Here is a 22,560-nt window from a genome sequence, read left to right as displayed (position 1 = left end):
ATCATTAGCGGAGTGTAACGCGCCAAAATGCCGCCGCATGTTCACCTTGCCCCATACAGCCGGCATCTTCGCTCCACCAGTTCATTAATTAGCTTTTGTCCATACCGCTGTGCCGTCTACCCATGTCATAACCGGCCAGCCTTTAAGCTTCCATCCGGCAAAGGGAGTATTGCGTCCTTTGCTGGCAAATGAAGCCGGATCTACTTCCTGCTCCTCCTTGAGGTCGATCAGCGTCAAATCGGCAGGCGCCCCAACCGTGAGATGGCCTGTATTCAGCCGGAACACCCGGGCCGGATCAGCGGTCATCCGCTGCACCAGCAGGGACAGGTCCCATTTGCCGGTTGCCACAAAAGCGGTGTAGAGCAGCGGGAATGCTGTCTCAAATCCGACAATGCCAAACGGTGCAAGCTGCATGCCTTTCGCTTTTTCTTCCTCGCTGTGCGGTGCATGATCGGTCACGATGATATCCAGCGTTCCGTCCAGCAGACCCTCGATGCAGGCTTCCACGTCGCGGCGCGAACGCAGCGGCGGGTTCATTTTCCAATTGGCATCCATGCCCGGAATGTCTTCCTCCGACAGCAGCAGATGATGCGGGCATACCTCCGCGGTCACCTTGATGCCGATTTGCTTGGCCTGGCGGATCAGCCGCACCGATTGTTCCGTGCTGACGTGGCAGACATGATAGTGAACGCCTGTTGCTTCAGCCAGCAGAATATCGCGTCCGACATGGATCGCTTCCGACTCGTTCGGAATGCCTTTGAGGCCATGCACAGTTGCAAACTTGCCTTCGTTAACCGCACAACCTTCCACCAGCGAGTCGTCCTCACAATGCGCGATTACAGGCATATCCAGTCCGGCAGCCAATTTCATGGCATCCTTCATCATCTGGGCAGTCTGTACGCCTACTCCGTCGTCCGTGAAACCAATGGCTCCAGCTTCCTTAAGTGCGGCAAAATCGGTCAGCTCGCGTCCCAGCTCATTTTTCGTGATCGCCGCATAAGGGAGCACCTTCACCAGTCCGGCTTCGCGCGCTTTATCCTTCACAAACTGTACGATTTCCGGGCTGTCCGTTACCGGGCGTGTATTCGGCATGCAGGCGATGGTAGTAAATCCGCCCTTGGCAGCCGAACGGGCTCCGGTTTCTACCGTTTCTTTATGCTCAAAGCCAGGCTCGCGGAGATGCACATGCATATCAATCAGTCCCGGGATCAGCAGTTTGCCTTCGGCTTCTATGATTTCAGTGGATTCATCGAGCGCATCCAGATTACTCTCAATTGCGGAAATTACGCCGTCCTTAACTACGATATGTCTAGTCTCTAACTCGCCTTCCTGGTTGAGCACGCTGGCGTTTCTAATGATCACGGTTATGATTCTCCTTTTACCTGCAGGCCGCAGCCGCAAGCTCTCTGATTATTATATAATAAAAATTCATCTTTGTGTATATTTATTAGTGTATTTATGTCAGCTTTTTTTAACTTGAAGAGATGCTATTGAAGGGCTCTCTCCATCACGGCCATCCGCACAGGCACGCCGTTGGACATCTGCGGGAAAATCCGCGATTGGCTGCTTTCGACCACTGCGTCATCAATCTCTACGTTGCGGTTCACCGGAGCCGGATGCATAATGATCGTGTTCTTATCGAGCCGGGCCGCCCGTTCTTCCGTCAATCCATACTGTTTCCGGTATTCCTCGGCAGACAGTAGTATGCCGGATGCATGGCGCTCAAGCTGAACCCGCAGCATCATGACTACATCAGCCTTAAGCGCTTCTTCCATACTCACATAAGGGGCGTAGGCAGCTAGCTCCGGCGCCTGCATATTCTCCGGCGCGCAGAACTGCACCTTGGCCCCCATCTTTGTCAGTCCCCAGAGGTTCGAGCGTGCAACCCGGCTATGCATAATATCCCCTATAATCGAAACTTTGAGGCCCTTCAGCCCGCCAAAATTTTTGCTCATTGTATACAGGTCCAGCAGCGCTTGCGTCGGATGCTCGTTATTGCCGTCTCCGGCATTAATCAGCGGAATGGACACCTTCTCGGCCAGCTGCTGCAGCACGCCCGCAGGCTTCAAACGCACAACTCCGGCGTCGATCCCCATTGATTCCAGTGTGCGTACTGTATCGTAGATCGACTCGCCTTTTTCTACACTGGAAGCCGCAGCCGTGAAATTCAGCACCTGAACACCAAGGCGTTTCTCAGCCATTTCGAAGGAAAAGCGGGTACGCGTGCTGTTCTCAAAAAACATGTTGGCAACAAAATGTGATCTCAGTACCGGGGTCAGCTTCTCGGCCTGATTGTCCCAGTACGCTGTTCTCTCCAATAGCTCATGGATTTCCGAGCTGTCCAGCTCTTTAATCCCCAGCAGACTGCGTTCCTTCACCTTGGTTGCCGTCATCATTGTTATCGTTCCTCCCGGTTTGAAATAATGTAAACTTCATCCTTGCCGTCGAATTCGGTCAGCGCCACTTCGATCTGCTCATGCCTGGAGGTAGGTACGTTCTTGCCGATGTAGTCCGGACGGATCGGAAGCTCCCGGTGTCCACGGTCAGCCAGTACAGCGAGTTGGATCATCCTTGGCCGTCCGCAATCCATCAGAGCATCCATCGCCGCGCGGATCGTGCGTCCGGTGTACAGCACATCGTCGAACAAAATTACTTTTTTGTCGTGGATGCCGCTGCTGCCTTCTGGCAGGGTCAGGTAGCTCTTCACTACCGCCCGGTCCATCTCTTCCCGGTTATCTCCGCCTTCGCGGTCATCGCGGTAATGTGTAATGTCCAGCTCGCCGTAAGGAATATCAACACCTTCAATTTCCTTGATACGTTCTGCGATTCGCTGGGCCAGGTAAATTCCGCGTGTCCGGATGCCCACCAGCAGACAATTCTCGATACCTTTGTTTTTCTCCAAAATCTCATGGGCAATGCGCGACAGTGCGCGGCGAATTGCTGTTTCGTCCATAATTACGTTTTTCTCAGTAACCATAATCCGTCATCCTCCTGCTTGTACGCCCGTTCAAGCTCCCGGAAATCAAAAAACTCCTTGCCCAAAGCAGGCAAGGAGTGAAATCCACAGATTCAAAAAGATGGCGTGTCCGCGCGCATAAAAAGACCCTCCGTACTCATACGGATTCCTTTCTTAAGTCGCGAACCTCGATTCACGTTACCTTGCCAGCCTCACGGGACTGAATTAAAGGCGCATATTCATTTAACAGAATTATGACAGAAGTCATGGCTTGTGTCAAATGGGAGGCAGTGGGAACAGAAAAACTAGAGGAGATTTAGGTGAAAGGACGCAGACTGCGGGAATGTTGGACTTTCGGCCGCTGTTGTCTCCAGATTTATTTGATTGGATCCGCGTGACGGATTAAATCTGGAGACAAAGGCGGACGCATTCGCTCCTACAGTCCCAAAATTCCCTCCGCAGCTTCCACCTAAACGTGAAATTTTTCAGTTTAAGTAAAGAAGCAGGAAGAATATCAGCTTATTTCATGAAACTGATGATGATCAAGACCCTCTGCTTGTTTTACCTCCCTGCTTCCGCTCTGATATGATAAAGACCGGAGGCGACTGATAATGGAACTGGAATTTATCACAGCTGCGCATTGGAATGATAGCTTATGGGAGTTAATTGAACCCATGTATCAGGAGGCTTTTCCCAGCGGGGCCAAACCGGCAGGAATTCTGCACAATATGCTGGACAGAGGAATAGCGTATTTGCATGCAGGCCTATCTGATGGACAGGTTGTAGCAATGGCTGTAACCGGGATCGTTGGAGGGACGGCCGACAAGCGGCTTATCATTGATTATCTGGCAGTTGCCAAGAAGTCACGCGGAGAAGGCCTTGGTTCATTGTTCCTGGAAAAAATCATTCACTGGGCTGAACAAGTGCATAACGCCGGTGGAATTATCATTGAAGTGGAAGCCGGAAACACAGCTGCGCATCTTGAGCGTATTCATTTCTGGGAACGGAAAGGTTTCAAGCTGACACCGTATATCCATCAATATATTTGGGTGCCGGAGCCGTACCAGGCAATGCTGCGCCCGCTGAAGCAAGGGGTTGCTGTCGAAGATAATGGAGAGTCCTTATTCCGTTATATTAACAATTTTCATAGAAATTCTTACCGCCTACCTTGAGCGTGCTGCAACAAGAAGCCGCCGCAGATTTCTCTGCGGCGGCTTCTTAGTTGTCCGTTATTTTAGAATTCGAATTCAACGTCGCTGAGGCGTCTTTGAATTTCGGAGATTACACGTTTCTCATCCTCTTCACCTTTGGCGATAAAGGTCACGGAGAAACGAACAAATGGGCCTGCATCATCCCAAGGCACAGTAGAGATCAGCTTCTCACGGATCAGGAACTGCGAGAAGTCTTCGCCGGATTCGAAGCGGCGTCCTCCTTTGACACCTTTTGGTGCTGCTACGTACAGGAAGAAGGAACCTTTTGGTTTCTCTGCCTTGAAGCCCAGGCTGTTCAGCGCATCGACCAGCATGTTGTGGCGGCGGGAATACTTGGCGGCAATCGCTTCGGTAATCTCAGGGTGTTCCAGACCGTAGGCAGCAGCCTTCTGAATCGCGATGAACTGGCCGGAGTCATTGTTGTCCTTCACATCGCTGAATGCCTTCACGACCAGCGGGTTGCCGGCAACGAACCCGATTCTCCAGCCTGTCATGTTGTAGGACTTGGAGAGCGAATGCAGTTCTACGCCGACATCCTTCGCGCCGGGTACGGACAGGAAGCTCAACGGCTTCACACCGTCATAAGTCAGCGCTGCATACGGAGCGTCATGGATGACTACGACGTTATATTTTTTGGCCCAGTCTACAACGGCGCTGAAAAATTCAGGAGTTGCGCTGGCACCCGTAGGGTTATTCGGATAGTTCAGGTAGAGCAGCTTCGCTTTGCGTGCAATATCTTCCGGAATGGAATTCAGATCAGGCAGAAAGTTGTTCTCTCTCTTGAGTTCCACCGTATAGACTTGTCCACCCAAATATTTGGTGTGGGTACCCAGTACCGGATAACCCGGAACCGTCATGATGGTGATGTCACCCGGATTGATAAAGCAGGATGGCAGCATGGCCAATGCCGGCTTCGAGCCGATGGAATGCACAACCTCGTTTACAGGGTCGATCCCCTCTACACGAAATACATCCTTCAGGTAAGCTGCAGCGGCAGCTTTGAATTCAGGAATTCCGTTGTCGGAATAACCGCGGTTTTCTTCTTTGGCCGCTTCAATGGCAAGTCTTGCAACAATGCCTTCATCCGCCATCTCGTCAGGTTCGCCGACGCCCATGTCGATCAATTCAATATTAGGAAAATCCTGTTTCGCCGATGCTTTGGCGCGTTTGATTTTCTCGAATTTGTAAATGGCTGTATCTTTGCCGTAGTTCGCACCGCCGATGCGGTCCGCAAAATTAGTCTGAATGAAAGTCTCTTGATACTGTTCGATACTCATAATTTTGTTCTCATCTCCTGGCTATTATTAAATATATCATTAAATATGAAGCAAAATCGTCTCCAAAACCATGGATTTATGATCACTTCATTTGTACTTATCTGCTGCGCAGCGTAAACAATACTTCTTCCATATCTGCCGGAATCGGTCTGCTGAACTCCATATACTCACCCGTGGAAGGATGCTTAAAGCCCAGTACGGCGGCATGCAGAGCCTGTCCATTCATCATAATCCCCTTGCTGCGCCCGTATACCGGATCGCCGACCAGCGGATGCCCGATAAACTTCATGTGCACGCGGATCTGATGCGTCCGTCCGGTCTCCAGCTGCAGTTCCAGTAGTGTGCAGTCGCCAAAGCGTTCCAGCACGGTAAAATGGGTCACGGAACGTTTGCTGTTTTTCTCGGTTACCGTGTACAGCTTGCGGTCATGCGGGTCACGGCCAATCGGAGCGTCTACGGTTCCTTGGCTATGGGCCAGATTACCATGCACCACTGCGATGTAGCGGCGTGTTACACTGTGCTCTTTGAGCTGGGCAGCGAGTGAAGCATGGCTGGCATCATTTTTGGCTGCCATAATCAGACCGGAAGTATCTTTATCAATGCGGTGCACAATCCCGGGACGAATCTCGCCATTGATGCCGGACAGATCCTTGCAATGAAACATCAGCGCATTGACCAGCGTGCCGGACGGATGCCCTGCTGCCGGATGCACAACCATGCCGCGAGGCTTATTGATTACAATAACATCGCTGTCCTCGTAGACCACTTCAAGCGGAATATCCTCCGCAATCAGATCGGTAACTTCAGCCTCTGGAACCGTAACAGCGATAACATCGCCTTCGTTCAGCTTATAGTTGGCCTTAACCGGAGAACCGTTAACCTTAACATGTCCGCTACTGATCCACAGTTGTACCTGAGAGCGTGAAATTTCTTCTTCCCAGGCCTCCGTAATATATTTATCAACCCGCTCCCGGGCATTCTCTCCGGAAACAATCCACTCCGTGACGTCCCTTTCTTCTTCGTAGGCAATTGCACCTGCCTGCTCATTGACGTCCTTGTTCAAATCATTCATTCCCTTCTTTTACTTCCTTTGATTCCTTAACTTCGATGATTTCGTCTCCGCTCTTCATATCCAGCAGTGTATCGAGAATAATCAGTCCAACCCCAATCACGATGCAGGAGTCGGCGACATTAAAAATAGGGAAGGTGTAGCTCCCGAAGTTGAACATCAGGAAGTCAACAACCTCACCGTTCAGCATCCGGTCCAAAAAGTTGCCTATTGCTCCGCCCAGCACCAATGCCAGAGCGGTAGGAAGCAGCTTCCGCGAGGCTTTGGCCTTGTTCATATACCAGACAATTCCGACGACAACAACAACCGTAACTATAAAGAAAAACCATTGCTGTCCTTCAAGAATTCCGAATGCGGCTCCACTATTGCGGTGGGAGGTAATAATGAAGAAGTCGTTTATGACCGGAATCTGCTCGCCGAGCTCCAGCCGGGTAGCAATCACATATTTGGTACCCTGGTCAATCAAAAACACAATTAGCGCAATCAGATAGTACACCACAGAAGTTGTCACTCCGTTCTTATTTTTCCCGCGTTATAGCGGTACGAATACTGAATAAAGACTTGTATATTGTAGCACAGGCCTCAAGAAGCCGTCTATTGCGGACCGTATAACCCTTTTAAGGCCGGGGGACTATTTACCATCGCTAAAAAGACGCTTCTCCGGTCAAGCTATCAAAGAACGAACCGGCAGGAATGCCGGGAAGCGTACGTTATGACAAAAGCATCTGAAAGGAGCACTCGCCTATGAGCCATCTGACATCACAGCAGCTCTCGCAGCTGCGGGCAGCGCTGCAGCAGCAGCAGGAGGAAATCCGCCACAGGCTGCAAAATAACGAGCATTACGGTCTGCAGGAAGCCATGCGCGATACAACCGGGGAATTGTCCGAAATCGACAACCATCCCGGCGATGCCGCCACTGAGCTGTATAACCGCTCGATAGATATTTCCCTGCTGGAGCGCGACGAGCATGAATTGGACGATATCGAAGCCGCCCTGCAGGCCATGGATGAGGGCACCTACGGAATTTGTATCGCCAGCGGCAACCCGATTCCATATGAGCGGCTCTCAGCCATTCCATCCACCAGATACAGCAAGGAGCATGCCCCGCGCCAGAACGCACCGTTTACCCGGCCGGTCGAAGAAGAGCTGCTGTCCCCGCCTTTTGGACGCACCAGCCTTGACGAACGCGATGAGCAAAACGGTTTTGACGGCGAAGATGCCTGGCAGATCGTCGAAAGCTGGGGCAGCTCCAACTCCCCGGCCATGGCCGAAGGCAATGATATCAGCTCTTACAACGATATGGAGATTGAGGCCGACGAAACCGAAGGCTTCGTAGAGCCGTGGGAGAACTTTGTGGCAACCGATATCGCCGGAAACCATTTGACCATCATCAAAGGAACCAGTTACCGCCATTATATGGACACCGAGGAAGGCAGCTACCTGCTGGATCCGTCCGCTAAAAAGGAAAGGGAGTAGCCATGTGCTGCTCCTTTTTTAGGTACACACGCCAGATCAATGATTCACTAACCCCTAAAAAGTCTTAAGCTCCAGCTGGTGCTGTACGATCCGCACAATATCTGCAATATAATCTCCGATAATCGGCAGGTTCAGCGCCCCCAGCATCTGCAGTACATAAATGATCGTCGCTGCAAAAAAAGTGAATCCGAGGGCAATCCCCACCCCGCGCGCTATCCCTGATATTATGTTCAGCCAGATCAGCCGCCAGGGCGAATGCAGCAGCTGTGTATATTCAGCAATCCGCGATTTTTCCATCTCCCGGGCCAGCCCCAATGTCAGCCGGTATACCGCGCTCAATTTTTCATCCGGGGAAAGGGCCTCTGCTCCCGCTTCAGTCTCCCGTTTGAAATCCGGCGCCTGATCCGGTCCGCTGCCCTCGCCAGTTGCGGCGGAGATTTCTCCCTGCTGCCCGGAGCTTTTGCTTCCTTCTTTCCGACCCTCCAAAACACTCTTGCTCCTTCCCTAACGTCCACAAAATAAACGAGCCCGGTTCGGGGAGAGGCAATCTCTCCCCGAACACGGGGCTCGTCATTTTGCGCATAAATATAAGGTTCTCAGTAAAGATCCTCATATTTCCGCAGAAACGGCTTCCTGATTAGCGGTACACATACCACCATTCTCGAAAACCCCTGCCCTATGCTAAAGGCCTGGACGTTTCTTCTTATGCCGCTAGTATATGTCATTTGGAGACAAGCGATACGGGGATCAGCATTTAGCTTCTCTTTAGGCTCCGATATGGATACCAATGGATCTGCCGCCGGCATCCACCGATTCAAATGGATGCGCTCCGTCAAACTCAACGGTAGTCACTAGCACATTTTCACGCAATACATGTTCAAAAGCAGTCACTGCCGCTTTCAGCTCATCATCCAGCTGCAGCGTGAGCGCAATCCGTTTCTCGATCGCCAGATCCAGGCGTTTGCGGTAATCCTGCACTGCACGGACAATTTCGCGGACCCAGCCCTCCTGCTCAAGTTCAGGAGTGATTTCCGTGTTCAGTGCTACCGTGAGCCCGTAACCGGAAGCTGATGCAAAACCCGGTTTGGCCTGCTTCTCAACAAGCAGCTCCTCGGCAGTAATCTGCAGCTCTTCCCCTTCCGGCGACACGATGGCAATCACGCCGTCCTGTACCGCTTTGCGGGTAGCGTCACTGTCCATCCCTTTCAGGTAGCCTTGCAGGAAGCCTACGCTCTTGCCGTATTTTTTACCGGCTACCTTCAGGTTCAGCTTCAGCGTAAAATCAACAAACCCGCTGTCGCTGTTCTCCAGCACAATTCCCTTGACATTGATTTCATCCTTGATGATCTCTTCATAATCCGTTACATCAAAGCTGCCGTCCAGGGAAACGATCAGCTCGGACAGCGGCTGGCGTGTCTTGATGCCAGTCTCGTTGCGCACGTTGCGGGCAAGCTCGACAATGCCTCTGGCACTCTCCATATCCCGCTCCAGCTCAAGATCGATCAGACTCTCGTCGGCAGCCGGATAATCCGCCAAATGTACGCTTTCCCCGCCGCCAAGGTTGGTATAGATATCTTCCGACAGCATCGGTGTGAACGGTGCCATCAGCGTAGCCGTTGTGAGCAGCACATGTGTCAGCGTACGGTAAGCGTCCAGCTTCTCTTCGCCAAGCCCGCTTCCCCAGAACCGGTCGCGTGAGCGGCGGATATACCAGTTACTCAGTTCATCCACGAAGTTCTCAATCGCTTTGGACGAATTAACGAAGTCGTTGATGGCGAGGCCTTTTTCCACAACTAGAATCAGACTGTTCAAGCGGGAGAGAATCCAGCGGTCGAGCTTATGTCCGGATACCTTGAAAGGATGCTCTGCAGGGTCGTACCCGTCAATACCGGCATAAAGCGTCAGGAACGCGTGCGTGTTGACCAGCGTATCCACAACCTTGGATTTGGTCTCCCCGACCAGACCGCGCGAGAAACGTTTGTTATTCCACGGCGCACTGTCGGACAGAATTGCCCAGCGGAAGGCATCGGTGCCGTATTCGTTCATGATTTCCCAAGGGTCAATGACGTTGCCTTTGGATTTGGACATTTTTTGGCCGTTCTCATCGAAGATGTGGCCGTGGGCAATAACTGCCTTGTAAGGCGCTTTGCCCTTGAACAACGTCGATACCGCAAGCAGGCTGTAGAACCAGCCGCGTGTCTGGTCAATTCCTTCACAGATCATATCTGCCGGATACTGGTCGGCGAATCTGTCTTCATTCTCGAACGGATAGTGGCTTTGGGCAAACGGCATCGAGCCGCTGTCAAACCATACGTCGATGACCTCAGATGTACGCACCATCACGCCGCCTTCGCTGAACGGGCTGCGCAGCTTGATGTTGTCTACATATGGCTTATGCAGCTCGATATCCTCAGCGACTTCGCCGATCGCCATCGAGCGGAGTTCAGCGATGCTGTGCGGCGCAAATTCTTTGCCTGTGTCCTGGCAAACCCAAACATTCAGCGGTGTGCCCCAGTAGCGGTTGCGGCTGATATTCCAGTCCACCAGCTCTTCCAGGAACTTGCCGAAGCGGCCTTCACGCACATGGTCAGGATACCAGTCTACGCTGTTGTTGTTGGCGATCAGCTGATCTTTGATCGCTGTCGTTTTGATGAACCAGCTGTCTGTCGCATAATACAGCAGCGGAGAATCGCAGCGCCAGCAGAACGGATAGCTGTGCTCGTATTTCTCTTTATTGTACAGCAGCCCTTTTTCGGACAGCACCTTGATGATATCTAAATCGCAATCTTTCACAAACCGTCCGGCAAAATCACTTACCACGTCAGTATATTTACCGGAAGTATCCACCACATTGACAAAGCTGATGCCGTTGTCGCGGCAGCTCTTATAGTCATCCTCACCATGTGCCGGAGCCATATGCACGATCCCGGTACCGCTGGAATCCGTTACGAAGGATGCACCAACGATCACATTATGTTTCTCCGCCTGAATATAGCTAAACGGCGGGGTATAGCTTTGACCGATAAATTCAGAGCCTTTATGCGTTGAAAGAACCGTATACTCCCCTTTCAGCACCTCTTCCACGAGGTTCTTGGCCAGCACGTATACGCCGTCTTCCTGCTGCGCACGGACATATTCCATCTCCGGGTTCATTGCCAGCGCCATATGCGCCGGAAGCGTCCAAGGGGTGGTCGTCCAGGCCAGCACATAGTCGCCGCTGCCATCCAGCTTGAACTTGGCCGTTGCACTGAGGTCCTTCACCGTCTTATAACCCTGCGCCACTTCATGGGAGCTCAGCGTTGTCTGGCAGCTCGGACAGTACGGGCTGACGCGGTGTCCGCGGTACAGCAGACCTTTCTCATGCACCGTAGCCAGGATGTTCCACACGCTTTCGATGTACGTATTATCCAACGTCACATACGGGTTATCCAGATCGGTCCAATAGCCGATAGCTTCCGTGAACTCACGCCACTGCTTCTCGTAGCCGAACACGCTCTGTTTGCACTCTTTGATGAACTTCTCCACGCCGTACTCTTCAATTTCCTGCTTGCCGGAGATTCCGAGTTTCTTCTGCACGCCGAGTTCAACCGGCAGGCCGTGAGTGTCCCAGCCCGCTTTGCGCACAACGCGGTACCCCTTCATCGTCTGGTAGCGGCCGATGAAATCCTTGATGACCCGGCCCAGCACATGCCCGATATGCGGTACGCCGTTAGCTGTTGGAGGTCCTTCATAGAACACATAGTTCGGACGGCCCTCACGGTTCTCCATGGATCTGCGGAACGTATTCTCATCGCTCCATTTCTTCAGAATGCGGACATCTCTTGCCCGCGCTTTTTCTCTGACATCTACTTTTTGCATTGCTGGTCAATCCTTCCTTGGTTTAGTCTATAAAGCTGCTCGATCCCCCTAAATCCCCCTTAGCCAAGGGGGACCCCGAGGGCCCCGGCCCTCTGGACACCCGGAATATTGTCTAAACTCCAGGGAGAGGTGGATGTAGAGTTCATTTTGGTGTTGTCCCCGCTTGTCGCCGCAAGCGGCCCGCTTTACCTCAAACACGCTAGGCGCGCAGCCCGCTCGCAGGCTTTGCTCTTGCCTTTGCCCTTGCCCTTGCCTTGGGCCCCCGGCCCGCGATCCCGTCAGGGCAGCGCTGGGTCGGGTTGCCCCCGCGGCGGGGCGCAGCCGCCGCAAGCTGTCTTTGCCCTTGCTCTTGCCTTGGGCCCCCGGCCCGCGATCCCGTTAGGGCAGCGCTGGGCCGGGGTGCCCCGCGGCGGGGCGCAGCCGCCGCAAGCCGTCTTTGCCTTCGCTCTTGAGCAGGAAAGGCCCCGCAGGGGTACCCGCCAGGGGAGCCTAAGAAGGGCCGCTCCCCCGTCGAACAAATCCCTACCCGTCCGCGGACGCCACTCTCTGCACAATGCCCTTGTTGCGGGTGTCCAGAGGGCGGCCAGCCCTTGGGGTCCCCCTTGGAAAGGGGGATTTAGGGGGATCGCACCCCGCAACAACAAAAACGAGCGCCATCCCGCCCCCTAAGGGGCGAGACGACGCTCGCGATACCACCCTAATTCTGCGCTTCACGCACATCCTCAGGGGGAGTGTATTCAGCACAATCTCAGTTCCGCGCAGACAATCTAAACGCACGGGTCCGGGATAACGTCCGGCAGACGGCTAAACTTACGCACGAATTAACGCTTCAGCTCAGCTTCTAGGGGAAGATCTTCCGGCAAGGTGTGAACAATCGGCTCGCAGCAAACACCGACTCTCTGGAGAACGTAACCTTATCGTACTTGTCCCGTCATCGAATGATTATGGTACAGATATGTTTTAGTTATAGACGTTTTAAGACAAAATGTCAATATTCATAACCACGGTATAGCAGTGGCCGGAAAACAAGAGATATTCATCTCTCATGATATGCTCAGCTTTATTAGAAGGTTAAAGCACGTTCTCGCTGACTTCGCGGCTCTCCAGGGCATTCCAATCATCCTGTGACAGCAGTTCAAGCTGTGCTTCGACGAGAGTCCGGAAACGTGTGCGGTAGATAGAGGCTTGCTTGCGCAATTCTTCCGTCTCAATCGCTACTTTCCGGGATTTGGATAACGCTTCGTTGATAATCCGGTCAGCGTTCTTTTCCGCTTCCTTGATAATCAGCTGTGACTCCTTTTTGGAGTTGTTCTTGACATCATCTGCCGCTTCCTGTGCGACGATGATTGTCTTGGACAAGCTTTCTTCAATATTCACAAAATGATCAAGGCGCTCTTGAATAGACAATAGCTGATTGTGCAGCTCCTTGTTCTCACGAATGACACTTTCGTAATCCTTGATTACCTGATCCAGAAATTCGTTGACCTCATCTTCATCATAACCGCGGATTCTCCGGGAGAATTCCTTGTTATGTATATCGAGCGGCGTTAATGGCATGCTGTGCACCTCCTAGAAATTTCAGACCTCTTATGCCCATGAAACATAATTTGTCCCGGCAGACAAAGAAGAAAGACTGTACTTTAAGAAGAAACGAACATGCCTGCCTGGATAAGGCGGCAAGTGTTTCTGCAAGAAAAATAAGGCTGGTTATCATTCCGAATGCCGTTTAAGGATCCGCCTCTTCTACAAGTATCGGCGCCCAGCTTTCAAAATGTTTGCTTCCCTAGAGATATTGAATTTCGACAAGCAAATCCGGATTCCTGCAAACGATTCAGACAAATTTGCCAACCTGAACCCGGTAACGGCCTTTTTTCGTCAAACTTCCGATCTCCAGAACCTTAAAACGGCCAAAACCTTGAATGGAGACCATATCGCCGTCTTTAAGTCCAAAGGAGGGATCTTCCTCCACCTTCCAGTTCACCCGGACCCGTCCGGCTTTGATCGGGGCAAGTATCTTGCTCCGGCTGAGCCGGGTCACATCCGCAGCGATCCCATCAAGCCGCAAGGAAGCCACAGTCAACTCCATGATCTCAAGCTTAACCTCACTGCTCCGCAATCCGGACAACGGCAGAATCTCTGTGCTGACATTAATCCGGTGCACTCCGGTTAAATTCACGTCCAGGAAATTGGCGATATCCGCCGCCACTACAACATGACAGCCATCCTCAAGCACATGAATATCACCGATTTTGCCTCTTTTGATGCCCAGTCCAAGAATTGAACCCATATAATCGCCATGCTCCAAAGCCAAAAACTTCTGTTCCCCGGAGGTGATGGCAAGCACCTTGAGTTCCATATCTTCTTCTGAAAGGTCACGGTAATCTGGTGCCACCATTGCCCGTTTCCGCTCAGCATTTTCTGAGCCGCCCTCCCATCTTATAGTAACATCGGGATGACGGTTCACAAGACTCTGCAGAATATAACTCTGACGGGGATCGAGAAATTCAGTCAGCTTGAGCTCATGATACTCTCCTGCATGAGTGACCCATTCCCAGGCCTTGTCCACAAATTGCCGTTCGTCAGGGTGAAAATGACCATAGATTTCATTCTTCATGTCATTAACGGAAGAGCAGGCCCACAATGGAGTGCACGCCGCCTTCCGCAAATTGAAGCACAATCAGCGCGATGATCGGGGAAATATCCAGCGTTCCGAACAGCGGCGGAATAATCCGGCGGAATGGACTCAGAAAAGGCTCCACGAGCTTGCCGAGCAGCTCTCCGATGAAATTGTCACGGACATTGGGCAGCCAGGACATGAGGATATAGAAGAAAATCATGTAGTAGTAGATCTTGAAAAGTAAATTAATAATTAAATCGATTTGGTACAAAGCCCGTTCACCTCATTCTGTTGTAGTCTTGATCGTCACCCAGAATTTCCGTTATGGAACCTTGAATTTCGACCGTATCCGGTGTGCACATAAATATATTGCCCCCAATTTTGGAGATTCCTCCACCCAGGGCATAAACAGTTCCGCTGAGAAAATCAATAATCCGCATTGCCTGGTCATTCCGCACGCGCTGCAAATTAATTACGACTGTGCGGTGCGAACGGAGATGGTCGGCAATTTCCTGAGCTTCGTCATAAGAACGGGGCTCATAAAGCACTACCTTCACATTTTTTTGCGAATGGATACTGACGACGTTGGCCCGCTGGTTTTTACGGTTTTCTACAGGGGCGGGCTCGTATTCATCCTCTTCACGGGAAATCTGCTCCCGCTCCACAATTTCCTCTTCCTCCTGCAAGCCCAAAAAGCTCATAAACCGGTTCATCACGCCCATCAAGCTCCCTCCTCATGACCTACTAATACCGTTCCCAGGCGCACCCAGGTGGCTCCTTCCTGTATCGCCACTTCAAAATCATTCGACATTCCCATCGACAGCTCTTGTATAGGCTCAGGTGTCAAAGCTAGCAGATTGAGCGCATCGCGCAGTTCGCGGAGTCCGCGAAAGACCGGGCGGGTAAGCTCGGGGTCCCCTTCATAAGGCGCCATCGTCATAAGGCCGATTACTTTCACACGATGCAGAGGAGCGATTTCACGCAAAAATTCAGGTACCGCTTCAGGAGGTAAACCAAATTTCGTATCTTCTCCTGAGATATTCACCTGAAGGAAGACGTTTACGTCTATACCGGCGGCCTCAGCCTTCTTGTGCAATTCCTGTGCCAGCGATAACCGGTCCAAAGAGTGTATATATTGAAATTTGCCGATAACGTCCTTTACCTTATTGGTCTGCAAATGGCCGATGAAATGCCATGTACCTTTGTTGCCCAGGGCGTTCCATTTATGTTCGGCGTTCTGCCAGCGGCTTTCAGCAATGTCCTCAAGACCCGCTTCCAGCACAGCGGATACCGTTTCCAGCGATACATATTTCGTCACTGCGATAACCTTGACGTCACTTGCATCCCTGCCGCTTGCCGCGCAAGCCCGTTCCACACGTTCCTCGACCTCGGCTATTCTTTCTTGCAGTGTCAAACCCAACTTTCAGCTCTCCTTTATTCCGATCCAGCTCGTCATTCTTCCTGTAACTCCGTTTTCCTTGCGGTATGAGAAGAAGAGATCACTGTTACAGCTTGTACACCAAGTTGTACATTCGATATGAGTCGGCAATATTCCTGCTTTAATCATAATGCGTCGATTCATTTCTTTCAAGTTCAGCATGCTTTTGCTGTCATCTGCATCCGACTTCCTGTATAAGACCGGTGCGTTCTCCGCCAAATTCAGTGTGCTAAGTTCATCCTCCAACCGGCGGACATGATTCATTACATAATCATCGACCTCATAACAGCATTCACCGATAGAAGGTCCAATGGCTGTCAGGATATCCTTTGGACGGCTGCCGTAGACCTCACCCATTGTGCTGACCATAGCCCCGGCAATTTCTGCTACAGTCCCTTTCCAGCCCGCATGCGCAAGACCGGCCACCTGCTGCAAAGGATCATAGAAATATAGCGGCACACAGTCCGCATAAAAGGAAGTCAGCAGCACCCCCGGCACATTGGTCAGCAGCCCATCAGTGGACTGAAAGGCGCTTGCTCTGTCCAGATTGCCGTATCCTTGGTTCTCTTTGGTAACAACCGCAATATTTTTCCCATGAGTTTGTTCCCCGCATGTCCATGAATCCAGTGTAAAACCGAGACTCTCGGCGAGCATCCTCCGGTTGCTGATCACATCTTCCACATCATCGCCGACATGAAGAGCACAGTTGAAGCTGTCATACGGCGCCTTGCCCGCACCACCTTGTCTTCCTGTAAAGCCGGCAGTAATTTGGGCATGTGCTGAACACCACGGCTCCAGATGAAGCTGCACAGGCGTTCTGTCGATTTGTACGAACGGTTCCATCTTCTCACCTCCGCCTAAGTGTACCACAAGACCTCCCCATAAAGTGTTGTTAAGACCTCGAAGCTTACTCAAGTACTTTTCAAAGCCCCCGAACAATCTCCCGGTTATGGGCTGTACTTCTTACATAAGCTCTATACCCGTTTCCGCCAAAAAAAGACGCACCCGGTTAATATGTGCGCCTTTCACTGCGGTCTCCCCGTTCCAAATACATCGTTTCCCGCTCTTCCTGACCTTGGGGCATTCTGGACTCCTCTATCTTTACGAGCACAACATCAGCACCAATCTTAACGATATTCCTCCAGGGAATGATCAAATCAGCGCCACCTCCAAAGAGCCCCATAAAGCGTGTATACCCGGGCACAATGATTGCGTCAATGACTCCGCGGCGCAGATCGAGCTCCAGATCACTGATTTGCCCAAGCCGCTTACCATCAACAATATTAATGACATCCTTGGTCTGAAAATCGGAGATTTTCATTTTTTTGCCTGTGCCTATTGAATCCTCGTTCACCTCGCCACCCCTGTACTTTCAGACATATAGTCCAATATATGTTGTTCGGGCTTGGCAACATGCAATGCAATATATATTTCCCAATACAGTTCTACATACAAAGGGGTATCCAGAAGGGTTTATAGCCTCCTGGATACCCCTGGTTCATCTATCGCTGTTACTCAGGTCTTCACATGCTTTTGCATTTGCTGGATGGCCGATTTCTCAAGTCTGGAAACCTGGGCTTGAGAGATCCCAATCTCATCGGCGACCTCCATCTGGGTCTTGCCCTCGAAGAAACGCATGGACAATATCCGCTTCTCGCGCTGGCCCAGTTTGCGCATCGCTTCCCGCAATGCAATTTCCTCAATCCAAGAGACATCTTTATTCTTATCGTCGCTAATCTGGTCCATCACATAAATCGGGTCCCCGCCGTCATGGTAGATTGGCTCGAACAGGGAGACCGGGTCCTGTATGGCATCTAAAGCAAAAACCACATCTTCTTTCGGAACTCCCAGCGCCTCGGAAATTTCAAAAATCGTCGGCTCCCGGGAATTCTGGTTCGTCAGACTGTCACGCACCTGTAGCGCCTTATATGCGATATCCCTGAGCGAGCGTGATACCCGAATCGGGTTATTATCGCGCAGATACCGGCGGATTTCACCGATAATCATCGGCACCGCATAGGTGGAGAACTTCACATTTTGCGATAAATCAAAATTATCGATGGCTTTCATCAATCCGATGCAGCCTACCTGGAACAGATCGTCAACGAACTCTCCCCGATTATTGAACCTTTGAATAACACTAAGAACGAGTCTAAGGTTACCATTTACCAATTTCTCTCTGGCGGATCGCTCGCCCTGCTGCTGCAGCGAAGTGAACAGCTCCCGCATTTCCACGTTTGTTAGAACGGGCAGCTTGCTGGTGTCCACACCGCAAATCTCGACTTTATTTCGGGTCATGATGATTTACCTCCCAAGGAGAAACATTACTGTACATTATCTCCCCGGTCCGGCATTTTATTCCTTGCTGATTTATGCTTACACCATCTTGTTAAACTCCTTGCGCAGCCGCTTGATAATTCTTTTTTCCAGACGCGAAATATAGGATTGGGAAATACCCAGCAGGTCGGCCACATCCTTTTGCGTTTTTTCTTCTCCCCCGCGCAGTCCAAATCTTAGTTCCATAATCAGGCGTTCCCGCTCACTCAGCTTCTCCAGCGCCTTCTGCAGCAGCTTCCGGTCCACTTGCTCTTCGATGTTCCGGTAAATGGTGTCGTTCTCGGTGCCAAGCACATCGGAGAGAAGCAGTTCGTTGCCGTCCCAGTCAATATTTAGCGGTTCATCAAAGGACACCTCACTCCGTGTCTTGCTGTTGCGCCGCAAATACATCAGTATCTCATTTTCGATGCAGCGTGAGGCATAGGTAGCCAATTTGATTTTTTTCTCTGGATCAAACGTATTGACCGCCTTGATTAGTCCAATGGCCCCGATAGAGACAAGATCTTCAATGTTGATGCCGGTGTTCTCAAATTTCCGGGCAATGTACACAACGAGCCGCAGGTTGCGCTCAATCAGCATAGCCCGGACTGCCGCATCGCCGCTGGACAGCCGCTGCAGCAAATACTCCTCCTCTTCCCTCGTCAAGGGAGGAGGCAGCGCCTCGCTTCCACCGATATAATAAATTTCCTGGCTTTTCAGCCCCAGCAGAAACAGCATGCGGTAATATTGCAGTTGCAGCGCTAACTTCCATTTGACCATTCTTGTTCCTCCTCCAAGAAGTACACAGTAACCCTGTGATATTTCTTATCCCATCCATTTTCCTGCTGCCCTGCCCCAATTCCCTTTGTCCGATTTTAGGATTGAAATGCCAAATGCTTCTGCGTTATCAGCATGGCAGCGCCGCGTCAGCAGCCTGTTCTCTTTGGGCGAGGTCAGGATGTATGACCGCCCGGTACGCGCCGTCTCCCGACAGTGTCCCGCCATCCAGCCCGATGAGCACCCTTTTGCTGTAAAAGGTCTCCTCACCAAGCTGTATCTTCACAAGATCCGGCTTCAGCGCAAGCATAAAGGATGAACCACGGTTGATGCCCCTATAAGGGACAAGCCGCATCCTGTCCTGCCAGGCAAAAGACTGCCCGTCCGTTTCCAGCAGAAGGGTGTCTGCGCTCGTCTGTGTCAGCCTCCCTTTCCATGAAGCAGGCAGATGGCCTTCCCAGAGCGACGCCTCCATCACCATTACCGGAATCCGCGTCAACGGATCACTGAGCCGGTTCCCTGTATCCAGCAGCCCTGGACAGACCACAGTTACGCCGTCAATTTCCACAGTTACCTCACCAATGTACGATTCGAGCTGCTCCCTGCGGACCCGTGAAGAATGGAAGAGCTTAAAGAGGAGCAGTACCAGCGGTAAGACCGCAAGCACAAACCAGAAACCGATCTTCATCCGGTATGCTTGGCCTCCTGAAGAGGTAAACAGAATACCGTTCCAGATGTCGCCTGAGCTCTGCAACAAATAGTGAATACCTACAATGCCGCCGGCTGCTGCAAAATTAATAATATAAAAGGCCCCCAACACGCGGAGGTAGCTTTGCAGACTCCTGAATCCAAAGGCAATCCACAGCATGACTACCGACAATCCGAACTTAATGAGGAAGGTATAGAGAAAAGACAGCTCCGGGACGAACATCATCACTACATAAAGCGCGCCAACCAGCGCGGAGAGCGCCAGTCTCCACCAGGAGACCTTAAGTTTGACCAGCCAGCCTGTCAGCCATAGAAGAATGCCATCGATCAGCAGATTGGCAGCGAAAATCAAGTCAATATAAACTACCAATGCATTCACCTGCCTAAGGGCTGCTATCTATCCTCAAGGCCGGGGATCAGGCTCTCTTTTTGGACGATAAGATTAGTATAGGAACTCTCGCATTCAAAGTCTGTCTAAACTTGGGGGGCATTCTTGAGGTTTTTTTGTCGAGTTATAGCGTGAAGCATATAAATTCTTTTATTTTCAAAAAAGCCAGCCTCTAAATCTAAAGGCTGACTTCACAATTCCTATTCTTAAATTCACTTCATAGACTCTAATTCTTCATCTGTAAGACCCGTTGCCGTTCGGATCGCATGATAGTCCAGTCCCATCGCAAGCAGATTTCTTGCCACTTCCAATCTGGCTTCTAATTTCCCCTCTAATTTCCCTTCTAATTTCCCTTCTAACTTTCCTTCTAACTTCCCTTCTAACTTCCCTTCCAGCTTGCCTTCCGCCTTACCTTCCTCTATACCCGCAGCTCTTCCTACCGCTCTTCCCTCAGCCAATCCTTTGGCAAAGCCCTCTGTAAGCGCCCCGTCTCTTTGCGAAGCCTCATCCAGCAAAAACTTCTGGCGGGCTTCATACTTCATGCGGGCCTCCTCATCCTGGCTCAGGAATTGCAGCGTATCCATTGCCTTTTTCAAGACAGGCTCATTCATGCTAAGCACCTCCCAATTCGAATCGTCTATTCCTTTCAGAAACAGCAGCCAATTGACCAAACCGCCTTCACCGGGAACAGGCGTATGCTCCAGCTTCGGCAGCTCCAAGAAATGAATTTCAATATCGTCTGCGAGCGGAGTTCCATTCCTATCTTCCCGCAGATGAAACACACTATGAGTATGCTCATTGGGCAAAACTTTATAATTTAATATATTGATGGTCACACACTTTTTGAGATCCTTATACTTGCCCGTCTCCTGCAGTTGGCCCGAATATCGTTTGCTCCAGTAATAGAGCGTGCGCTTCTCAATATCGTATTTATTAAACAGCTGCATTTCAATATTGATCAACTTGCCTTCCTCGGTCTTGGCCCATATGTCGAATATCGATTGCTTATCCAGCGGATCATCCTTATCCGTGTATGGATTCAACAGCACCACTTCATTCAGCGGAGGTTCCCCTGCATCCGAAAAAATCCCGTTAAGAAAAGCCAACAGCACATCCTTATTGCCCTCACTTGCAAAAATACGTTTAAATACAAAATCAACCCGGGGATCAAGCAGTTTCATTGTATCCTCTCCCGCTACTAGTATTATAACAGCCGATAAACCAAAAAACACCGTATCCACCCATAGCTGATCGCTAGGGAGATACGGTGCTTCCGTAAATCTATTACACTATACTATTTTATTAGTCGTTATTGCCGCGTGTACGGTTGCGCAGGAATGTTGGAATGTCTAGCTGGTCTGAGGCCGTCTGATTGCCAAACGGACGCAGATTGGCATTCTTATCCGGCGCAGCAGGTTCGCTGCTCGCCGATGGACGGCGGGCTGGAGCAACAGGTGAAGGTTTGTGTTCAAAGCCGGTAGCGATTACCGTAACTTTGATTTCATCCTTCATGCTTTCCTCAATGATGGCACCAAAGATCATATTCACTTCAGGATCTGAAGCAGAGGTAACGATCTCGGCTGCTTCATTCACCTCATACAGGGAAAGGTTTGAACCACCTGTAATGTTCATGATCACGCCGCGGGCACCTTCAATGGAGGTCTCCAGGAGCGGACTCATGATCGCTTTGCGGGCCGCCTCCGAAGCACGGTTCTCGCCGGTGGCAATACCGATACCCATAAGAGCGGATCCGCGTTCTGTCATAATGGTCTTCACATCGGCAAAGTCAAGGTTAATCAGACCCGGAACAGCAATCAGGTCGGAAATGCCCTGTACCGCTTGACGGAGCACGTTGTCCGCTTCGCGGAAAGCTTCCAGCATCGGTGTTTTCTTATCAACAATTTCCAGCAGGCGATCATTCGGAATAACGATTAGGGTATCTACTTTTTCTTTCAGTGCTTCGATACCCAGTTCTGCCTGGTTGGAACGTTTTCTTCCTTCAAAAGTAAACGGACGGGTTACAACACCCACCGTCAGCGCTCCGCATTCTCTGGCGATTTCAGCAATCACAGGCGCTGCGCCTGTACCGGTGCCGCCGCCCATACCAGCGGTAACAAATACCATGTCCGCGCCTTTAAGGGTATTTGAAATCAGATCACGGGACTCCTCGGCCGCTTTCTTGCCCACCTCAGGATTGGCACCCGCGCCAAGACCCCGGGTCAGCTTGTCCCCAATTTGCAGTTTATGCTCCGATTTGGCCATATGCAGCGCTTGGGCATCTGTATTAACTGTGATGAATTCCACACCCTGAACGCCATTTTCAATCATCCGGTTGACAGCATTGCTACCGCCGCCGCCCACGCCGATGACCTTTATTTGCGCCAAGCTCTCCATTTCAAAATCAAATTCCAACATATTGTTCCATCTCCCCCTCAATGTGCTTGGATGGCCAGTCCAAGTATATCTGGA

General features: G+C 51.2%; 22 protein-coding genes. 2 read left to right on the top strand and 20 right to left on the bottom strand.

All coding sequences use genetic code 11. The features are described 5' to 3' along the window. Positions 1 to 84 precede the first annotated feature (84 nt). The 3 genes from NYE29_RS18295 to pyrR form a co-directional block, all read right to left on the bottom strand. Positions 85 to 1,362, bottom strand: coding sequence for a dihydroorotase (locus NYE29_RS18295; protein ID WP_445322176.1), 1,278 nt, complete (start codon positions 1,360 to 1,362; stop codon positions 85 to 87). Positions 1,363 to 1,487: 125 nt separating this feature from the next. Beyond that, positions 1,488 to 2,396, bottom strand: a complete 909-nt coding sequence (locus NYE29_RS18290) for an aspartate carbamoyltransferase catalytic subunit (RefSeq protein WP_076109060.1) — start codon at positions 2,394 to 2,396, stop codon at positions 1,488 to 1,490. Between the two features lie 2 nt (positions 2,397 to 2,398). Further along, positions 2,399 to 2,977 (bottom strand): bifunctional pyr operon transcriptional regulator/uracil phosphoribosyltransferase PyrR, encoded by a 579-nt coding sequence (gene pyrR, locus NYE29_RS18285; protein WP_076109059.1) that lies wholly within the window; start codon positions 2,975 to 2,977, stop codon positions 2,399 to 2,401. A 590-nt stretch (positions 2,978 to 3,567) separates the two neighbouring features. Between pyrR and NYE29_RS18280 the strand changes: the two genes are divergently transcribed. After that, entirely contained in the window at positions 3,568 to 4,128 is a 561-nt protein-coding gene (locus NYE29_RS18280; RefSeq protein WP_083675449.1) for a GNAT family N-acetyltransferase, read from the top strand. Positions 4,129 to 4,190: 62 nt separating this feature from the next. On the opposite strand, the gene NYE29_RS18275 is transcribed toward NYE29_RS18280, so the two are convergent. The 3 genes from NYE29_RS18275 to lspA form a co-directional block, all read right to left on the bottom strand. Then, positions 4,191 to 5,444, bottom strand: coding sequence for an LL-diaminopimelate aminotransferase (locus tag NYE29_RS18275; RefSeq protein ID WP_076109058.1), 1,254 nt, complete (start codon positions 5,442 to 5,444; stop codon positions 4,191 to 4,193). 97 nt (positions 5,445 to 5,541) lie between these two features. After that, entirely contained in the window at positions 5,542 to 6,516 is a 975-nt protein-coding gene (locus tag NYE29_RS18270) for an RluA family pseudouridine synthase (RefSeq protein WP_076109057.1), read from the bottom strand. Next, the gene (lspA, locus tag NYE29_RS18265; protein ID WP_076109056.1) at positions 6,509 to 7,012 is read right to left on the bottom strand and encodes a signal peptidase II; all 504 of its coding nucleotides are present in this window, start codon (positions 7,010 to 7,012) and stop codon (positions 6,509 to 6,511) included. The genes NYE29_RS18270 and lspA overlap by 8 nt, the downstream gene beginning before the upstream one ends. A gap of 245 nt (positions 7,013 to 7,257) precedes the next feature. Here lspA and NYE29_RS18260 point away from each other — a divergent pair, with 245 nt between their 5' ends. Further along, the gene (locus NYE29_RS18260) at positions 7,258 to 7,989 is read left to right on the top strand and encodes a TraR/DksA C4-type zinc finger protein (protein ID WP_038595339.1); all 732 of its coding nucleotides are present in this window, start codon (positions 7,258 to 7,260) and stop codon (positions 7,987 to 7,989) included. Between the two features lie 54 nt (positions 7,990 to 8,043). Here the strand turns inward: NYE29_RS18260 and NYE29_RS18255 are convergent, their stop codons facing one another. The 14 genes from NYE29_RS18255 to ftsZ form a co-directional block, all read right to left on the bottom strand. Next, complete coding sequence (locus tag NYE29_RS18255) at positions 8,044 to 8,475, bottom strand: DUF5665 domain-containing protein (RefSeq protein WP_076109055.1); 432 nt, start codon at positions 8,473 to 8,475, stop codon at positions 8,044 to 8,046. Positions 8,476 to 8,754: 279 nt separating this feature from the next. Further along, the gene (ileS, locus tag NYE29_RS18250; protein WP_076109054.1) at positions 8,755 to 11,847 is read right to left on the bottom strand and encodes an isoleucine--tRNA ligase; all 3,093 of its coding nucleotides are present in this window, start codon (positions 11,845 to 11,847) and stop codon (positions 8,755 to 8,757) included. Between the two features lie 1,071 nt (positions 11,848 to 12,918). Further along, a complete protein-coding gene (locus NYE29_RS18245) occupies positions 12,919 to 13,404 on the bottom strand; it encodes a DivIVA domain-containing protein (RefSeq protein ID WP_038595344.1) in 486 nt (161 codons plus the stop codon). Positions 13,405 to 13,678: 274 nt separating this feature from the next. After that, entirely contained in the window at positions 13,679 to 14,461 is a 783-nt protein-coding gene (locus NYE29_RS18240; RefSeq protein WP_340896977.1) for a YlmH family RNA-binding protein, read from the bottom strand. A 4-nt stretch (positions 14,462 to 14,465) separates the two neighbouring features. Next, the gene (locus tag NYE29_RS18235; RefSeq protein WP_340896976.1) at positions 14,466 to 14,735 is read right to left on the bottom strand and encodes a YggT family protein; all 270 of its coding nucleotides are present in this window, start codon (positions 14,733 to 14,735) and stop codon (positions 14,466 to 14,468) included. A 7-nt stretch (positions 14,736 to 14,742) separates the two neighbouring features. Beyond that, positions 14,743 to 15,186, bottom strand: a complete 444-nt coding sequence (locus tag NYE29_RS18230; protein ID WP_038595346.1) for a cell division protein SepF — start codon at positions 15,184 to 15,186, stop codon at positions 14,743 to 14,745. Then, positions 15,186 to 15,878, bottom strand: a complete 693-nt coding sequence (locus NYE29_RS18225; protein WP_340899754.1) for a YggS family pyridoxal phosphate-dependent enzyme — start codon at positions 15,876 to 15,878, stop codon at positions 15,186 to 15,188. The genes NYE29_RS18230 and NYE29_RS18225 overlap by 1 nt, the downstream gene beginning before the upstream one ends. A 9-nt stretch (positions 15,879 to 15,887) precedes the next feature. Further along, positions 15,888 to 16,745, bottom strand: a complete 858-nt coding sequence (gene pgeF / locus NYE29_RS18220; RefSeq protein ID WP_340896975.1) for a peptidoglycan editing factor PgeF — start codon at positions 16,743 to 16,745, stop codon at positions 15,888 to 15,890. A gap of 166 nt (positions 16,746 to 16,911) precedes the next feature. Further along, a complete protein-coding gene (locus tag NYE29_RS18215; RefSeq protein ID WP_038600462.1) occupies positions 16,912 to 17,223 on the bottom strand; it encodes a YlmC/YmxH family sporulation protein in 312 nt (103 codons plus the stop codon). A 194-nt stretch (positions 17,224 to 17,417) separates the two neighbouring features. Beyond that, the gene (sigG, locus tag NYE29_RS18210; protein WP_038595349.1) at positions 17,418 to 18,200 is read right to left on the bottom strand and encodes an RNA polymerase sporulation sigma factor SigG; all 783 of its coding nucleotides are present in this window, start codon (positions 18,198 to 18,200) and stop codon (positions 17,418 to 17,420) included. A gap of 78 nt (positions 18,201 to 18,278) precedes the next feature. Further along, complete coding sequence (gene sigE, locus NYE29_RS18205; RefSeq protein WP_038595351.1) at positions 18,279 to 18,998, bottom strand: RNA polymerase sporulation sigma factor SigE; 720 nt, start codon at positions 18,996 to 18,998, stop codon at positions 18,279 to 18,281. A 127-nt stretch (positions 18,999 to 19,125) separates the two neighbouring features. After that, positions 19,126 to 20,073, bottom strand: a complete 948-nt coding sequence (gene spoIIGA, locus NYE29_RS18200; RefSeq protein ID WP_340896974.1) for a sigma-E processing peptidase SpoIIGA — start codon at positions 20,071 to 20,073, stop codon at positions 19,126 to 19,128. Positions 20,074 to 20,303: 230 nt separating this feature from the next. Next, positions 20,304 to 21,272, bottom strand: a complete 969-nt coding sequence (locus tag NYE29_RS18195) for an Rpn family recombination-promoting nuclease/putative transposase (protein ID WP_340896973.1) — start codon at positions 21,270 to 21,272, stop codon at positions 20,304 to 20,306. Positions 21,273 to 21,393: 121 nt separating this feature from the next. Beyond that, positions 21,394 to 22,506, bottom strand: coding sequence for a cell division protein FtsZ (gene ftsZ, locus NYE29_RS18190; RefSeq protein WP_340896972.1), 1,113 nt, complete (start codon positions 22,504 to 22,506; stop codon positions 21,394 to 21,396). Between the last annotated feature and the right edge of the window lie 54 nt (positions 22,507 to 22,560).

The organism is Paenibacillus sp. FSL M7-1046 (assembly GCF_038007405.1).
Classification (GTDB): domain Bacteria; phylum Bacillota; class Bacilli; order Paenibacillales; family Paenibacillaceae; genus Paenibacillus_AQ.
The sequence above is the reverse complement of the archived record's forward strand: the minus strand, read 5'-3'. Positions and strand labels throughout refer to the sequence as shown.

Excerpts from the sequence above, each read along its gene's own strand:
- NYE29_RS18240 (WP_340896977.1), bottom strand. The coding sequence starts at position 14,461 with ATGAAGAATGAAATCTATGGTCATTTTCACCCTGACGAACGGCAATTT.
- NYE29_RS18195 (WP_340896973.1), bottom strand. The coding sequence starts at position 21,272 with ATGAAACTGCTTGATCCCCGGGTTGATTTTGTATTTAAACGTATTTTT.
- pgeF (WP_340896975.1), bottom strand. The coding sequence starts at position 16,745 with ATGGAACCGTTCGTACAAATCGACAGAACGCCTGTGCAGCTTCATCTG.
- ftsZ (WP_340896972.1), bottom strand. The coding sequence starts at position 22,506 with ATGTTGGAATTTGATTTTGAAATGGAGAGCTTGGCGCAAATAAAGGTC.
- NYE29_RS18230 (WP_038595346.1), bottom strand. The coding sequence starts at position 15,186 with ATGGGCGTGATGAACCGGTTTATGAGCTTTTTGGGCTTGCAGGAGGAA.
- ileS (WP_076109054.1), bottom strand. The coding sequence starts at position 11,847 with ATGCAAAAAGTAGATGTCAGAGAAAAAGCGCGGGCAAGAGATGTCCGC.
- NYE29_RS18260 (WP_038595339.1), top strand. The coding sequence starts at position 7,258 with ATGAGCCATCTGACATCACAGCAGCTCTCGCAGCTGCGGGCAGCGCTG.
- NYE29_RS18275 (WP_076109058.1), bottom strand. The coding sequence starts at position 5,444 with ATGAGTATCGAACAGTATCAAGAGACTTTCATTCAGACTAATTTTGCG.
- NYE29_RS18245 (WP_038595344.1), bottom strand. The coding sequence starts at position 13,404 with ATGCCATTAACGCCGCTCGATATACATAACAAGGAATTCTCCCGGAGA.
- sigE (WP_038595351.1), bottom strand. The coding sequence starts at position 18,998 with ATGGTCAAATGGAAGTTAGCGCTGCAACTGCAATATTACCGCATGCTG.
- NYE29_RS18270 (WP_076109057.1), bottom strand. The coding sequence starts at position 6,516 with ATGAATGATTTGAACAAGGACGTCAATGAGCAGGCAGGTGCAATTGCC.
- NYE29_RS18280 (WP_083675449.1), top strand. The coding sequence starts at position 3,568 with ATGGAACTGGAATTTATCACAGCTGCGCATTGGAATGATAGCTTATGG.
- NYE29_RS18290 (WP_076109060.1), bottom strand. The coding sequence starts at position 2,396 with ATGATGACGGCAACCAAGGTGAAGGAACGCAGTCTGCTGGGGATTAAA.
- sigG (WP_038595349.1), bottom strand. The coding sequence starts at position 18,200 with ATGACCCGAAATAAAGTCGAGATTTGCGGTGTGGACACCAGCAAGCTG.
- NYE29_RS18215 (WP_038600462.1), bottom strand. The coding sequence starts at position 17,223 with ATGAAAATCTCCGATTTTCAGACCAAGGATGTCATTAATATTGTTGAT.
- pyrR (WP_076109059.1), bottom strand. The coding sequence starts at position 2,977 with ATGGTTACTGAGAAAAACGTAATTATGGACGAAACAGCAATTCGCCGC.